Genomic DNA, 14,311 nt, shown 5'->3' with positions numbered 1-14,311 from the left:
GACTTCAAAGGGAGCGGCCCCGGAACGGATCAGCCAATGAGCCACCGTCTCAAATCAACCATGGCGCTCGCCACCGCGTTGTTGGTGTCCGTTGCCGCCGCCGATGCCTCGGCCGAGACCGCGCACATTTTCTGGAAGGATCTGCGCCCGGCGACGCAAGCCGCAGCCGAAAACGCCGGGCTGCCGATGATCGCGGCCAGGATGCCAGATCATGGTGAAACGCTCTCCGTCGACCTGCGGGACAAGACCATCCAGTTGGCCGGCTATGCATTGCCGGTCGATCGCGACGGCGACCTTGTCTATCAGTTCCTGCTGGTGCCATGGACGGGCGCCTGCAGCCATATGCCGACCCCGCCGCCCAATCAGATTGTGCTGGTCACACCAGCCCATCCCTACAAGATGTCGGAGGCTTATCAGCCGGTTGCCGTCACCGGCACGCTGACGCCCGGGATGGAGAAGAGCCAGCTTTTCATCCTCGACGGCGTCAGTGTCATCCAGTCGGGCTATATGGTACGCAAGGCGGATGTGGTGAGCGTCGACAATGTGCCGGACACGATCACGCTACCGGTCAACTCACCGTGGAGTTTCCTCAACAAAAAGAAGAACTAAGCAGGACGATCCTGTGTGAGGCCATGCTCAGGCGGCGTTGGCGCCCGATTCCTTGTCCAGCACCATGTAGTCGAGCGGGATTTCGGTCGTGTACTTGATCTGCTCCATGGCAAACGACGACGACACGTCGCGGATCTCGATCTTGGCGATCAGACGCTTGTAGAACGCGTCATAGGCGGCGATATCGGGCACCACCACGCGCAGGAGATAGTCGACGTCGCCGCTCATGCGGTAGAATTCGACCACCTCGGGGAATTCCTGGATGACCTCGGAGAAGCGCCGCAGCCATTCATGGCTGTGCGAGTTGGTGCGGATCGACACGAAGACGGTGACCCGCACATTGACCTTTTCGTGGTCGAGGATAGCGACGCGCCGCTTGATGACGCCCTCCTCCTCGAGCTTCTGGATGCGCCGCCAGCAAGGTGTCGTCGACAGCCCGACCTTCTTGGCGACGTCGGCGACCGCGAGTGTCGCATCCTCCTGCAAGAGGCGGAGAATTTTTCTATCGAGGCGGTCCATTTCGTGCTCCCAAGGGAATAGATTGGCTATATTCCGCCTTGTCAGGGCCTTTCACAAGAAAGAAATTCTGCCGATTGGTGGAAAAGCGAGTGATTTCTTGCTGAAAGGTCAACCAAGGCGATAGCGGATTTCCGATCGCAGGAAAGGCAGCAAATCCATTTCAAACCATGGGTTCTTCTTCAACCAGCCGGTGTTTCGCCATGATGGATGTGGCAGTGGCAGCACTTTCGGACCGGCGGAACTCTCCCAGATGGTACGCCAGTCCATCACCGTTTCCGTCAGCGAGGGTCGGCGCGCGGCACCCATATGCCAGGACTGCGCGTAGATGCCGATCGTCAGCACCAGATCGATCCGTGGCATCAAGGACATCAAAGGCGCGCGCCAGGCGGGAGCGCATTCGCGCCTCGGCGGCAAGTCCCCGCCCTTGGCGTTCTGGCCGGGAAAGCAGAAGCCCATGGGCACGATGGCGAATTTCTCGATGTCGTAGAATTCGTCGCATGCCACCCCGAGCCAGCTGCGCAGGCGGTCGCCGGAGGCATCGGTGAACGGCATGCCCGTGATATGCACCTTGGTTCCCGGCGCCTGGCTGGCAATCAGGATGCGGGCGTTGGACGAGGGTCGCAGCACTGGCCGTGGCTCGTGCGGCAACGGCTTGCCGATCGGATCTTCGACGCAGATCCGGCAGGCGCGAACCGTCGCTGCAAAACTGTCGAGCGCATCCTGGTCGGCCATGGCCTTGTCCGAAAACCGGCTTCTACTTTTCAAGATCATGGTCAGGCGGCGGCGCTCGGCCGGCTCGAAACCGCCTGATGCCAGCGCAACACATTGGTGCATTCTTCCGGCACCCTGATGCGTGCCGGTTTCATGAAGTCGACGGCGATCAGGCCTGTGATGTCGGCGATCGAATAGCTGTCGCCGGCTATGAACTCCCGGCTGTCCAGTTCACTGTCCAGGATCCTGAGGAACTCCACGGCCTTCGGCTTGTTGGCCTCGCCCCATTCGGCAATCTGCGGGATTTCCCATTCCTTCATGGCCGGGTGGATGTGACGAAAGGCCTGCGCGACGCAGCTGAGCAGGTTGAATTCCATCCGTCTCTGCCACATCTCGACCTGTGCCTTGCCGAGGGCGCCGCGTCCGAACAGGGCCGGCTCCGGATGCAGCTCCTCGAAATAGCGGCAGATAGCAATGGATTCGGTGATGACGGTGCCGTCGTCGAGCTCCAGCACCGGCAGGCGTTGCAGGGGGTTGCGCGAACTGACCGCTTGGCCTTTGTGCTCCAGCGCGCCCATGTCGACGGGCACCAGCGGCACCGTGATGCCTTTCTCGGCCAGGAAAACGCGCACTCGCCGTGGATTGGGCGCCCGGCCGCCGTCGAAGAGCTTCATTCCATCCTCCCGTTCGTTCTCGGTCCAGTTACAGGATGCGCGATCACCAGAAGCGGAAAATCTCGCGCACGGCATCGCCGATCGACGCCAGCGTGCCGTGCTTTCTTTCAACGACTTGGCCGTGATGGCTGTCGCGCCAGTCCTGCGGTTGGTCGAATGTGCCCGCCCAGATGCCGGCCTTTCCCGCGCGGGCGCTGGCTTCCTCGCTCTCGTAGTCGCCATAGGCAACGGCCCAACCCGCCTCGACCTGCGCACGGTTGAGATCCTTGCCGCCGGCGGTGCAGTCGACAAGCAGCCGGCCATAGCGGTCACGCTGCCAGCCGGTGCAGGAAACGGGCTTGCCGGCGATCAGCCGCACCAGCGATTGGCGCGCAAGCGTCCCGCAAGGATAGTCGGCGCCATTCTTGCGGCAGGTCTGCGAATACTCCGGGGCATCGATTCCACGCATGCGGATGCGCTCGGTGCCGAGCGTGATCGAATCGCCGTCATTGACGATTGCAGCCCCCTCCGTCCTGCGGGTTTCGACCCGGTCGAGGCGAGCCGCGAGCAGGATCAGCAATCCAAGAATGACGACGGTAAGCCCGTAGTCCACCAGCCGGCGCCACAAGCTTCTTTGACGTGGCGCGGCGTATCGCCGGCGCGGCCCTGGGGCCCATGAACGGCTCATATGGCAAACGGTTGGTTAATCATTCGAACGTAGCTTAACACTTGGAAACCGCTGCTCGCATAAATTGAAGTTTTGATGCCCTTGCAACGCTCGAACACAGCGGACAAGTTCATTGTGGACCGCAGGAAACGCCATCGCAACAGCGATGTCGCGCGCGCGGTGCGCAAGACGCGCGACCGTCTTTCGCAGCAGGCCGGCAATCCCGATTTCGATCGCGAACTGCTGAAGCTCCACGCCCGCGCCATGACAAGCGGTGCCATCGCCATCCCGCTTCTCGTCCTGGCGATCGCGGCAGCCGGTCGGCTTGCCGGCGTCGGCAACGAGATCGGCCCCTGGGCGCTGTTCACGCTGACCTGCTATACCATCGTCGCCTTCATGGCGCGGCGCGTTGAGCGTGCGGAAGCATCCGAGCTCAACCCCTTGCAAACACGACGGGAATTCCTGATCGGCCATTTCCTGTGTGGCCTCGGCTGGGGCTGGTTCGTCTGGCTTGGCTGCGGTGCCTGCCAGGTCGACCAGTTCCAGGTGGTCAAGGCGGTGGTACTGCTGTTCACCATGGCGGCGACCGCGGTCATGGCTTCATCCCTGCGCGGCGCGTTGTTGGCGACCTTTGCGGTTCCGGTAGCGCTCTATGCCTATGCCGTGGTCAAGCTGTGGATGCCGGTCGAGGCGATCATGGCCGGGCTGCTGATCGTGTCGCTGCCCTTCTTCGCCCATGTGTCCCGCCACCTCAACCGCTCCTCCCTGATGCTGCTGTCGTTCCGCTCCGAAAAGGATGCGCTGATCGCCGAACTGGAGACGGCGAAATCGATGTCGGACGAGGCGCGGCGGCGGGCAGAGGATGCCAATCTGGCGAAGTCGCGGTTCCTCGCCTCGATGAGCCACGAACTGCGCACGCCACTCAACGCCATTCTCGGTTTTTCCGAGGTGATGTCGAACGAGGTGCTGGGGCCGATGAGCAACCCCACCTATCGCGACTACGCCCATGACGTGCATGAATCCGGCCAGCATCTGCTCGACCTGATCAACGAGATCCTCGACCTGTCTCGCATCGAGGCCGGCCGCTACCAGCTCAACGAGGAGCCGTTGATGCTGCTCAACATCGTCGAGGATTGCTGCCACATGATGGAACTGAAGGCGCGCAACAAGGATATCCGCATTGTCCAGGATTTCGAGCACGAGTTGCCGCGTCTGTTCGCCGATGAGCGGGCGGTGCGGCAGATCACGCTCAACCTTCTGTCGAACGCCATCAAGTTCACCGCCACGGGCGGCGAAATTCGCGTTCGCGTCGGCTGGACGGCTGGCGGCGGTCAATACATTTCGGTCAAGGACAACGGTCCCGGCATACCCGAGGACGAGATTCCGATTGTGCTCTCGGCCTTCGGCCAGGGCTCGATCGCCATCAAGAGTGCCGAGCAAGGCACAGGTCTTGGCCTGCCGATCGTGCAAGGGTTGTTAGCCATGCATGGCGGCGAGTTCGAACTTCACTCCAAGCTGCGCGAGGGCACGGAAGCGATCGCCATCTTCCCGCTCAGCCGGGTGATGGAAGAGCTGCCCGCGCTGCCGACCGCGGCGGTGGCGGCGCGCCGGCGGTAACGGAAGCCGTCCCGACGTAGCCTTGCCGGTGCCTAGCCACGAACAGCCGCGGCCATGCCCGAACTGGTCAGCGCCGCCGCCTTGACCAGACCTGCGGCAAGAGCGGCCCCTGCCCCTTCGCCATGGCTTATGCCAAGATCGAGCAACGGGCGCAGACCAAGACGCTCAGCGGCGCGCCGATGCGCGGGCTCCGGCGACAGGCTGGCGAGAAGACAATGGTCGAGGGCTGCGGAGTTGGCGGCATGCAGCACCGCCGCGGCGGCCGTTGCCGCAAACCCGTCGAGCAGAACCGGGATCTTCTGCATCCGCGCGGCGAGGATGGCGCCGGCTATCGCCGCGAACTCGCGGCCGCCGACCCGGCGCAGCGCCTCCAGCGGGTCGCCGAGATGGCCGCCGTGAAAGGCCAGCGCCGCATCGACCACGTCAGCCTTGCGTGCCAGCATAGCCGCCTCGGCACCCGACCCCGGACCGACCCAGTCGACGCCCCTGCCCCCGAACAGCGCCGCAAACAGGGCGGCGGCGATGGTGGAGTTACCGACGCCGAGATCGCCGAGGCAAAGCAGATCGGTGCCGCCCGCGATCGCTTCCATGCCGAAGGCCATGGTGGCGGCGCAGCCGCGCTCATCGAGCGCTGCATCCTCGCTGATGTCAGCGGTCGGGATGTGCAGGGCAAGATCGAAAACCTTCAAGCCGAGATCATTGGCGATGCAGATCTGGTTGATCGCAGCACCTCCCGCAGCGCAAAGCTCGACCGCATTGGCGGTCGCCGCCACCGGCCGAGGCGAAATGCCGTGGCGAGTGACGCCGTGGTTGCCGGCAAAGACCGCCATCAACGGTCTCGTCACCGCGGGCGGAGCACGGCCGCTCCAGGCGGCCAGCCAGGCGGCAATGTCCTCGATGCGGCCAAGTGAATTCCTGGGCTTGTCGGCCTTGGCAAACAGCGTGCGCACACGGGCCTCGGCTGTCGTGTCGGCCGCCGGCAAGTTGGCCAGCAGGTTGCGAAAATCATCGAAGGGCAGCGTGCTGGTCATGTCGTTGGCGATCATTCCATGGAGTTGGTGAGCGGCATAGCCGCGTTGCGTGGTCGGCACAACCTCTCGGATCATCGTCCTGCATTTGCCGCAAAGGTGTTCCCGGAAGGCGCAATCGCGAGGGCTTGCATTGGCTTTGCGGTTGCACCATGTGGAGATGGAACAAGGGATTCCGGCAGGAAGCCCTCAAGAGAAAGTCATGACGGCCATCGAATCCCCGTGCATCCTGGTCTGTTCGATCGACATGAAAACCGGCTTCTGTTTCGGTTGTGGCCGCACGCGCGAGGAAATCGGCGCCTGGATGGGGATGACGCCGGAAACGCGCCGCAGTGTCATGGCCGAATTGCCTGCCCGCCTGGAGACGGTCGAGCGCCGGCCACGTCGCGAAACGCGCCGCACCCGCATGGCGCGCGAACGCGACGCGATTTCGTGAGGCGCCCACGCGGATGAACCGGCTGTTCTGGATACTGATGGCGGCGATCGGGGTGGGAACGGTCCTGCTGATGTTCAACGATTCCGGCGGCAGCACGCTCGGGGTCGAGAATTACGATTTCGGCCGGCTGATCTGGCTTGGCGCCTTTGGCGCTCTTATCGGCGCCGGTCTGCTCCGGTCGGGTCGACCGTTGGGCGCCATGGCCCGCAACCTCGGCGCCTGGGCGGCAATCGTGCTCGTGCTGATCGCCGGCTACCAGTATCGTTACGAACTGCAGGATATTGCCAGCCGGGTGACCGCGGGTCTTGTTCCCGGCAGTCCGCTCGCCCTGGGCATTGAAGATGGCCACGCCACGGTGACGCTCGACAAGGCCGACAATGGTCACTTCGAAGCGAGAATCCTGGTCAACGGCAATCCGGTGCGGGCCGTTGTCGATACCGGCGCGACCAGCACCGTGCTGACGTCGGAGGACGCGCAAGCCGCCGGGTTCAATCCAGCGGTGCTCAACTACACCATACCGGTCTCGACCGCCAACGGCATGGCGCGCGCCGCCGCCGTAAAAACCGACGAGGTGGCGATCGGCGGCATCGTGCGCAAGGACATGTCGGTGATGGTCGCAGCACCAGGCATGCTCAGCCAGAGCCTGCTCGGTATGAACTTCATCGGCTCGCTGTCGGGCTTCGACGTGCGCGGCGACCGCATGATCCTCAGGGATTGAAGCCAGCCTTGACGTGTCAGGCCGCTTCGGCCGCCGCTCCACTGAATTCAACGGCGGCGAAAGCCCTCTTCAGCACATCCGGTCCGGCGCCGGGCCGGCTCGCGTCGGTGGACAGGATCTGGCGATAGCGGCGCGCGCCGGGCAATCCGTGGAACAGCCCGACCATATGGCGGGTGACATGGCCAAGCCGGCCGCCCTGCTCGATATGGTGTGCCGCATAGTCCGCCATCCTGTCGATCAGCGCGGCGAAATCGAACGCATCGGACTTGACGCCATGGAAGGCGGCATCGACGCCGGCCAGAATGCCGGGCGTGTGGTAGGCGGCGCGGCCAAGCATGGCGCCGTCGACATGATCGAGGTGCGCCCGCGCCTCTTCAAGCGACTGAATGCCGCCATTGATGCCAATGAATTCGTTCGGTTTTCTGCACTTCAACCGGTAAACACGGCCGTAGTCGAGCGGCGGGATGTCACGGTTTTCCTTGGGGCTGAGCCCTTCCAGCCACGCCTTGCGCGCATGCACCCACAACGCATCGGCGCCGGCATCAAAAACACCATCCGCCAGCGCATCGAGCGCCGGCTCGGGATCCTGCTCGTCGACGCCGATCCGGCATTTGACGGTGACGGGAATTGTCACCGCCGCTTTCATCGCCGCGACGCAGTCGGCGACGAGATCAGGCACCTTCATCAGGCAGGCGCCAAACGTACCAGACTGGACGCGGTCGGACGGACAGCCGACATTGAGGTTGATCTCGTCATAACCGAAGGCTTCGCCAATGCGCGCCGCCTCGGCAAGCTTGCCTGGATCCGAGCCGCCGAGCTGCAGCGCGACCGGATGTTCCGCCTCATCGAAGCCAAGCAGCCGCTCGCGCGCGCCCTGGATGATCGCGTCGGCGACCACCATCTCGGTGTAGAGCAGCGCACGGCTCGTCAGCTGGCGATGGAAGAACCGGCAATGCCGGTCCGTCCAGTCCATCATAGGCGCAACGGAAATCCTATGAGCTTGATTTATCACGCTTTTTCTCGTATTTTCAGGGCCTTAAAACGTGCACACGTTCGCCGTTTGTACGACACGATATCCGTCAGTTTTCGCATTTTGTACTCCTCCCTGTGCACACAGCGTGCACGAAAAAGAGACCACCTATGGCATCCATCAACAAGTTGGCTTCCGGCAAGTGGCGTGTGCAGGTTCGCTGCAAGGGTCACTACCTCAGCACCAGCTTCTCGCTCCGCAAGGACGCCGAGATGTGGGCGCGCCGAATTGAGCGAGAAATCGACCTGGGTCAGAAGCCTGCTCCCAAGCACAAGGACGGGATCAAAACGGTCTCCGACCTGATCGACCTGCATATCGCCGATATGGCGGAAGTTGGCAAGGCGACCGGGCGTTCGAAGGCATTCAGCCTGGACCTGCTACGAGCCAGGCTCGGAAGGCTCAACATCGCGGATCTCAATCGCGAACAGGTCATAAAGTTCGGCAAGGAACGAGCCGAGGAAGGCGCCGGACCTGTCACCGTTGGAATAGACATCGGATACATCCGGACATTGCTGGTGCACGGCGCGGCTGTGCATGGACTGCCTTATTCAGCGGAGCCGGTGGAACTTGGTCGTGTCGCCCTCACCCGCTTGGGTCTTGTTGGCAAGGGTAACGAGCGCGATCGGCGACCGACGCTTGACGAGATAGAGGCCCTGATCCGATACTTCAGAGGAAACAACTTCCAGATTATCCCCGTCGACAAGATCATCCGCTTTGCGATCGCAACCGCAATGCGGCTCGGGGAAATCTGCAACGCTACGTGGGAGGACCTCAATGACCGCAACAACACCCTGCTGATACGAGATCGCAAGGACCCACGCCACAAGAAGGGCAATCACATGCGTATTCCGCTCCTCGATGTGAGTGGTTACGACGCCCGCGCGATCCTCGAAGAGCAGCGTTTTTCCACTGAGGGAAAGGGACGCATCTTCCCCTACAATGGGAAATCGGCCGGAACTGCCTTCCGACGTGCCTGTCATGAACTTAAGATCGAGGATCTGCACTTCCACGACCTGCGTCACGAAGGCACAAGTCGCCTGTTCGAAGCTGGCTTCACCATTGAGCAGGTCGCGATGGTCACCGGGCACAAGGATTGGAAGATGCTACGCCGCTATACCCATTTGAGGCCGGAGCAACTTCATCTGATCGCGGCGAGGCTTCAACAGACATCGCTCGAGTGCCGAGCTGCAACTGGTTGACGAACGCATCGTCGGACCGGCCCCGGCGTCGCTGTCGGCGGTGCCGCTGCGGCTCTACCGCTGACGGCGCTCACGGCCTGGGAGATGCTGTTCGATCGCTTCGACGTATTGGCGGCTCACCGACGTCGCCGGCAGCTTCTTGCGCAACCTGTGGCACGGAAGTGGCCGCCATGCTCGAACAGGCCGTCGCCCACGATCGGCGTCAGCAACCCTGGCGGGCAGCCGGCGGGAAGCACTACGAGTTCTTGGAGGTACCACTTGAGGCCGTTGCCGCGTTTCAGTCTGCGTTTGCTAACGGCCGCTTTTTCAACAATCACATCCGCAATCACGTCCCCTCGCCGCTCCAAGGCCGCGGCACTCGTTATGCTCCAAAGACATCTCGGCAATTGCAACATCGCGGCTCTCGATCGCGAACGGCTCAGATGTCTTATCGAGCGTAGCGTCCTGTCAAGGCGATGAGACAGCGGCCGCTCCGCACCAATTGCCCAGGCCGAAATAATCCCATGGAGAGGATATCCCCGTGACACACGACGACGCCATGCAACTGTGCAAGACCATCGCCCATAACATGGGGCGCCTGTCCGGCATTGCCTAGCAACTTTATCGGCATGCCACCGAGGGCATGGAAACTGACGTAACGGTGCTGCAAAGGAATTCCGTGGAGGTGGTGCGCGACATGACCGGTGCCCTGGACGCGCTCCTCGACTTGGCCGAGGTGTCACCGGGGCCGAGGAAGCCGCATTGATCGACAAGAGACTTTGCCTTCTCAGCGCTACTTTTTGATGATGTTGCCATGGTTCAGGTCGAAAGCTTGCGCATCGCCGGCTTGCCTGTGGAAGTCGTCCTGCAGTTCCCCCCAGTCGCCGAGGTAGCGGCCGCAGTTGCTGCAATGGATGGGCGTATTGTCAGTGGCGTTATCGGGGATGTCCAACTGGACTGTCCCGCACGCCTTGCAGTCGAGCTTGTGGTCGAGCCTCTTGGCGTCCATTGGGCTTGGCCCTCCTGTCAGCCCGCTTTAGCGCCCACCACGGCTGAGGTCCAGTAACTTCACCGGAGGACCGCCGCGCGTCATCTAGCGCGACGGCCCGCTCCCGCAAGAGGCCGGGCCTCAGCAATCCTGCGGCGCCATTACACCCTCTTGCAGTTGCTCTCCGGACCATCGGCGGTCAGGCAGGGTTGCACAGCACCTTCTCTTCAACCAGGCGGAACGAAATGCGTGTGGGATACGTTCGGCCTATGAGGGTTGCACTACAACGTGAGAAGGGACGTCTCACCATGGGCGACGACAAAGAGGAAGGCGCTCGGCTGGCGGATCGGAGCAGGCTTGCAGTTCACCTTGCCAAGGACACCGGAATCTCGGAGGCGCAGGCACGAGACCTCATCGGAATGCTTGGCACGGACCGCAATTCACTGCTGCGCGAAGCACGCCTGATATACGACCAGCGTCTTCGGTAAGCGCCAGCAGGCCGTGTGCGGCTCAATCGACCGGCGAATCGATAACACCAAAATCCACGGATTTTTCAGGCCGATCCCTGTCTTGGCCGGGTGTATCTCGACCAAGGCGAAGCAACTCCCGCACCGCGTCGGACCGGCTCGGCATTCGTCTGTCGAAGCGCCAGGCGTCGAGAACCGCGAGTTCTTCGGCCTTCAGCATGATCTGGAGACGATATGTGCGCTTTGAAATTGTCATCCGCTCCCGTTAGCAGTTTTAGCGACTTCCCTAACCTCGGGGCTCACCCGCGAGTGTGCCGAGTTCGGCTGCCCCTGCCGAGGCAGCCGAGCAAATGTGCAAACAGAAACTCAGGCATACGCGAGTTCGACGCCGGCCATTGCGCCCACTCCTCCTGGCGCGCGCGGACGCGGCGCTACTGATGCCGGACACGGTGGCGGGTCATTGTCGTCATCGTGGCCGAAGAACCGGCCGCTCCGTCGCCAGGGCGCGCCACGGCGCGAAGAGGACCTCCAAGCGTGGATTCGGGTCTCCCCCGCCTCGGGCATCTCATCCAAAGCCTTTAAGGCGCTCAGAATGCGCTCGACAGGGACCAAAGTCCCGTTGTCTAGCCGGCGTAGAGCCGGCTGATTCTCAACCGCGTAAGCGTCGGATGCCCACGACGCGAGCAACGCCCGCTTCTCTGCATGGCAGAGACGCGGATGGTTGACCACCTTGGCGGGATCATCGAGCAGGCAGAAAACAGCCTCGAGCTTGCCAAGTTTTGGCGAGGAATGTGTCGGTGTCTGATATCGTGTGTTCATCTCCGATCTCCGCAATCTGGGCCCCCCGGCCGAGACCGGGAGGCGACCGCAGTTGATTGAGGTTACGATGATCAGGCGGCTTTGCGCGCGCGTTCCGTGTCCTGCGAGATCTGCTTGCTCGCAGCAGCCTCGCCGGACCCGATGCTGATGCGGCGCGGCTTCAGTTCCTCGGGGATTTCCCGGACGATGTCGATGGCGAGGAGGCCGTTCTCAAGGGTCGCCGCCTTGATCTTCATGTGGTCGGCCAGCCTGAACGACTGCCTGAAGCTGCGGTAGGCAATCCCCTGGTGGAGTAACTGGCGTCCACTCTGGTCATCGGCCTTCTGGCCCACGACAACCAGTTCCGGGCCATGCTGGGTCAGCTCAACCTCGTCCGGGCTGAACCCCGCGATCGCCATGGCGATGCGGTAGTCGTTCTCACCGACCTTCTCGATGTTGTAGGGCGGCCAGTCGGTCCGCGTGCCGCTGTCGAGCATGTCAAACAGACGGTCGAAACCAACAGTGGTGCGATACAGAGAGTCAAAGGTTCTCATAGCCACATTCTCCTTGAAGCAACATGGGTACAAGGGACGCCGCCCCATGCGGCGCCGCCGATCTTGCCGAGCCATACGGCCTCGACGGCAAATGAGTTAGGCGGCGACTAAAACGGCTTCAAGAGGCCAATTACAAAAAATTTCGAGGATCCTGAAATCGCTATTTCTACTCATTCTTGCCGACGCTTCTTGAGGCTACGCGCTCCCTCCTGACGGCCCCGTGGAAAACGCAGTGATGATCGCCTCGAGCGATACATTTAATGCGTTGGAAAAGGTCCTGCCCTTCTGCCAAATCGCAACGTAGTGATAGAGCGCGGAAGGCTCCACTGGCTTTATTCCCAAGTGAAACGCAGCATATTCACGCGCAATGATCTCATTGGTTATCGAAATGCCTAGGCCAGCCGAAACGTATCCGGCTTCGTGACCATTGCAATCGAATTCCACCAGGATGTCCGGCTCAACGCCGGCGAAGCGCAAGGCATTGAAGTTCATTTGGTGGGCGGCGAACTGGGGATCGATATCGATGATCGTTTCGCCTGCCAGGTCTTGGGCCTCGATACAGGTCTGTTTTGAGAACCGATGATCGGGATGGAAAATGCATACGTTGCGCGCTGATCCAAGCGGCGCCCATTCAAACAGACTTGGGTCCAGCGGCAGTCTCGAGATTCCAAGATCTGCGCGGCCAGCCAGGACGTGTTCGCCAATCTGCTCGTAACTTCCCGAAATTGACCGGACATTCGAAGCGGTCTTTGAGTGGATGATCGCCACGACCTTGGGCAAGGTGACGAAACCGAAAACAGAAGGCGCGGCAATCGCAATCCGTTGCTTTTCCTCGTTCTTCATCGCGAAGATCGACGCTTCCAGGCGATCCAGCGACGTCAGGGCAAGTTCTACGTTTCGCAGGAGTTCCCAAGCTTCCTGCAAGGGGACGATGCGGTTGGCTGATCTCTTGAAGAGTGTGATGCCAAGCGTGGTCTCGAGTTGCTTCACATGTTGACTGACGGCCGGCTGGCTTATCCCGAGCGCAACCGCTGCTCGCCTTGTCGAACCGGCCCGCAACACTTCTCGGAAGACCTTCAGTTGACGGAGCTTCAGGTCGCTCTGCAGCAACTCCATTCCCTGCGCTCCTTTCCCTGATAACGCCCACCCTGGAAGCAGACAACGCCAACCTGGGGAGCAACGAACCGCCTCAGTATATAACGGTGCGTTATAGATAAAATAATAAAAATTATAGATTGAGTGTATAATTTCCAGCGCTAGAATTAGGCAATATCTCCAATTAACTCCAAATTACAAATAAAACAATTCGCAACCTTGGGTTATACGCCCCGGTCTCAGTGACAAAGGCCGGCGTATCTTGCGGTATTGCGAGTCGAGGAACGCGCCCCATGGGTGGTTTTGCTACTCAGTTTGTTGTCGCCCTCACCGTGACCATAGGCCTGGCCCTTGTCAGTGGCTGCCTGGGTACGGCATTTGGTTTGTTTTTGGCGATTTCGAAGGGCACGGCACAACCGCGCCTCAACCGTGTCGTGACGGCCTACACCACGGTTGTCCGGGGTGTACCAGAACTTCTCATTATCCTGCTCACGTACTTCGGCGGAACCACGCTCGCCAGCAAGATCGCCGGCCGGTATGTGGAAGTGAACGCGTTCACCGCAGGCGTTGTCGCGCTCTCGGTTGTTTTCAGCGGTTATGCTACCGAAGTGTTTCGCGGCGCGATTGCAGCAGTGCCAGCGGGTCAAACCGAAGCGGCAAAGTCGCTTGGCCTGAACGCCTGGCAGCGCTGGATGTTCGTCATCGGACCACAGATGCTGCGGCTGGCGCTGCCTGCCTACGGCAATCTCTGGATTTCGCTCTTCAAGGATACCGCGCTGGTCTCGATCGTCGGCCTGACCGACATCATGCGCGTTGCGTATGTGGGAGCCGGATCCTTGCGCGCGCCATTGACCTTCTACCTTGCGGCCTCCGCTCTCTATCTCTCGCTGACCACCGTCACGCTGCTGTCGATCCGGCTGGCTGAGCGGCGCTATCCGGCACTCGGCCGGTAGGAGGGAGCGACCCATGAACCTCGGCTTGATGCTTGACGCAATGGTTGTCCTGCCTTCGGGCGTTGGTCTCACATTGACCCTGACGGTCTTGTCGCTGACGGCCGGATTTCTTTTGTCCGTGCCGCTGGCTTTCATCCGCGCGTTCGGACGCCCCGGCCTCTCGCTCGCGGTGCTGGCATACACCTATGTCATACGCGGCACGCCGATGCTCGTTCAACTGTTCCTGCTCTATTATGGCCTCGCTCAGATCGAGGCGGTGCGAGCCAGCATCTTCTGGGTCATCCTGCGCG

At 61.5% G+C, this 14,311-nt stretch carries 19 protein-coding genes and 1 pseudogene; 10 read left to right on the top strand and 10 right to left on the bottom strand.

From position 1 onward, the window contains the following. Positions 1-36 precede the first annotated feature (36 nt). Entirely contained in the window at positions 37-609 is a 573-nt protein-coding gene (locus NR193_RS30870) for a DUF3299 domain-containing protein (RefSeq protein WP_256754451.1), read from the top strand. A gap of 27 nt (positions 610-636) precedes the next feature. On the opposite strand, the gene NR193_RS30865 is transcribed toward NR193_RS30870, so the two are convergent. From NR193_RS30865 to NR193_RS30850, 4 genes are all read right to left on the bottom strand, one after another. Further along, complete coding sequence (locus tag NR193_RS30865) at positions 637-1,128, bottom strand: Lrp/AsnC family transcriptional regulator (protein WP_006205209.1); 492 nt, start codon at positions 1,126-1,128, stop codon at positions 637-639. Positions 1,129-1,236: 108 nt separating this feature from the next. Further along, positions 1,237-1,962 carry a uracil-DNA glycosylase family protein gene (locus NR193_RS30860; protein ID WP_256754450.1) on the bottom strand — a complete coding sequence of 242 codons (726 nt, stop codon included), beginning with the start codon at positions 1,960-1,962 and terminating at the stop codon, positions 1,237-1,239. After that, a complete protein-coding gene (locus NR193_RS30855; RefSeq protein ID WP_256754449.1) occupies positions 1,902-2,513 on the bottom strand; it encodes a glutathione S-transferase in 612 nt (203 codons plus the stop codon). The genes NR193_RS30860 and NR193_RS30855 overlap by 61 nt, the downstream gene beginning before the upstream one ends. Before the next feature lie 43 nt (positions 2,514-2,556). Beyond that, positions 2,557-3,180, bottom strand: a complete 624-nt coding sequence (locus NR193_RS30850; protein WP_256754448.1) for a thermonuclease family protein — start codon at positions 3,178-3,180, stop codon at positions 2,557-2,559. Between the two features lie 75 nt (positions 3,181-3,255). Between NR193_RS30850 and NR193_RS30845 the strand changes: the two genes are divergently transcribed. Beyond that, positions 3,256-4,776 (top strand): HAMP domain-containing sensor histidine kinase, encoded by a 1,521-nt coding sequence (locus NR193_RS30845; RefSeq protein ID WP_256754447.1) that lies wholly within the window; start codon positions 3,256-3,258, stop codon positions 4,774-4,776. A gap of 32 nt (positions 4,777-4,808) precedes the next feature. On the opposite strand, the gene NR193_RS30840 is transcribed toward NR193_RS30845, so the two are convergent. After that, complete coding sequence (locus tag NR193_RS30840) at positions 4,809-5,807, bottom strand: nicotinate-nucleotide--dimethylbenzimidazole phosphoribosyltransferase (RefSeq protein WP_256754493.1); 999 nt, start codon at positions 5,805-5,807, stop codon at positions 4,809-4,811. A gap of 199 nt (positions 5,808-6,006) precedes the next feature. Between NR193_RS30840 and NR193_RS30835 the strand changes: the two genes are divergently transcribed. Continuing rightward, positions 6,007-6,240 (top strand): DUF1289 domain-containing protein, encoded by a 234-nt coding sequence (locus NR193_RS30835; protein WP_256754446.1) that lies wholly within the window; start codon positions 6,007-6,009, stop codon positions 6,238-6,240. Positions 6,241-6,253: 13 nt separating this feature from the next. Next, positions 6,254-6,958: a TIGR02281 family clan AA aspartic protease gene (locus NR193_RS30830; protein WP_256754445.1), complete on the top strand. Its 705-nt coding sequence runs from the start codon at positions 6,254-6,256 to the stop codon at positions 6,956-6,958. Between the two features lie 16 nt (positions 6,959-6,974). Here NR193_RS30830 and dusA read toward each other — a convergent pair whose 3' ends face one another. Continuing rightward, a complete protein-coding gene (dusA, locus tag NR193_RS30825; RefSeq protein WP_256754444.1) occupies positions 6,975-7,970 on the bottom strand; it encodes a tRNA dihydrouridine(20/20a) synthase DusA in 996 nt (331 codons plus the stop codon). A gap of 128 nt (positions 7,971-8,098) precedes the next feature. Between dusA and NR193_RS30820 the strand changes: the two genes are divergently transcribed. The 3 genes and pseudogenes from NR193_RS30820 (at position 8,099) to NR193_RS30805 (ending at position 9,932) form a co-directional block, all read left to right on the top strand. Beyond that, positions 8,099-9,187, top strand: a complete 1,089-nt coding sequence (locus tag NR193_RS30820) for a site-specific integrase (protein ID WP_256754443.1) — start codon at positions 8,099-8,101, stop codon at positions 9,185-9,187. Further along, a pseudogene (locus tag NR193_RS30815) lies at positions 9,153-9,295 on the top strand (zinc-binding alcohol dehydrogenase family protein); the annotation flags it as partial. The gene NR193_RS30820 and the pseudogene NR193_RS30815, both read left to right, overlap by 35 nt. Before the next feature lie 514 nt (positions 9,296-9,809). Then, positions 9,810-9,932 carry a hypothetical protein gene (locus tag NR193_RS30805; protein WP_256754441.1) on the top strand — a complete coding sequence of 41 codons (123 nt, stop codon included), beginning with the start codon at positions 9,810-9,812 and terminating at the stop codon, positions 9,930-9,932. Positions 9,933-9,959: 27 nt separating this feature from the next. On the opposite strand, the gene NR193_RS30800 is transcribed toward NR193_RS30805, so the two are convergent. Next, positions 9,960-10,175, bottom strand: coding sequence for a hypothetical protein (locus NR193_RS30800; protein WP_256754440.1), 216 nt, complete (start codon positions 10,173-10,175; stop codon positions 9,960-9,962). 287 nt (positions 10,176-10,462) lie between these two features. Between NR193_RS30800 and NR193_RS30795 the strand changes: the two genes are divergently transcribed. After that, positions 10,463-10,642 (top strand): hypothetical protein, encoded by a 180-nt coding sequence (locus NR193_RS30795; RefSeq protein WP_256754439.1) that lies wholly within the window; start codon positions 10,463-10,465, stop codon positions 10,640-10,642. Between the two features lie 22 nt (positions 10,643-10,664). On the opposite strand, the gene NR193_RS30790 is transcribed toward NR193_RS30795, so the two are convergent. The 3 genes from NR193_RS30790 to NR193_RS30780 all read right to left on the bottom strand — a co-directional run bounded on the left by NR193_RS30790 (position 10,665) and on the right by NR193_RS30780 (position 13,089). Further along, the gene (locus NR193_RS30790; protein ID WP_256754438.1) at positions 10,665-10,877 is read right to left on the bottom strand and encodes a hypothetical protein; all 213 of its coding nucleotides are present in this window, start codon (positions 10,875-10,877) and stop codon (positions 10,665-10,667) included. Between the two features lie 634 nt (positions 10,878-11,511). Beyond that, positions 11,512-11,973, bottom strand: coding sequence for an Hsp20 family protein (locus NR193_RS30785; protein ID WP_256754437.1), 462 nt, complete (start codon positions 11,971-11,973; stop codon positions 11,512-11,514). A gap of 195 nt (positions 11,974-12,168) precedes the next feature. After that, positions 12,169-13,089 (bottom strand): LysR family transcriptional regulator, encoded by a 921-nt coding sequence (locus tag NR193_RS30780; protein ID WP_256754436.1) that lies wholly within the window; start codon positions 13,087-13,089, stop codon positions 12,169-12,171. Positions 13,090-13,361: 272 nt separating this feature from the next. On the opposite strand from NR193_RS30780, the gene NR193_RS30775 reads away from it, so the two are divergent. Together NR193_RS30775 and NR193_RS30770 are read left to right on the top strand one after the other, a co-directional pair. After that, entirely contained in the window at positions 13,362-14,021 is a 660-nt protein-coding gene (locus NR193_RS30775; protein WP_256754435.1) for an ABC transporter permease, read from the top strand. A gap of 13 nt (positions 14,022-14,034) precedes the next feature. Further along, the coding region (locus NR193_RS30770; protein ID WP_256754434.1) for an ABC transporter permease subunit at positions 14,035-14,311 on the top strand (277 nt) is incomplete at its 3' end.

It is taken from the genome of Mesorhizobium sp. Mes31 (genome assembly GCF_024519675.1).
Lineage (GTDB): Bacteria > Pseudomonadota > Alphaproteobacteria > Rhizobiales > Rhizobiaceae > Mesorhizobium.
Note: the sequence above shows the minus strand (reverse complement) of the source record. Positions and strands in the feature narration are given on the sequence as shown.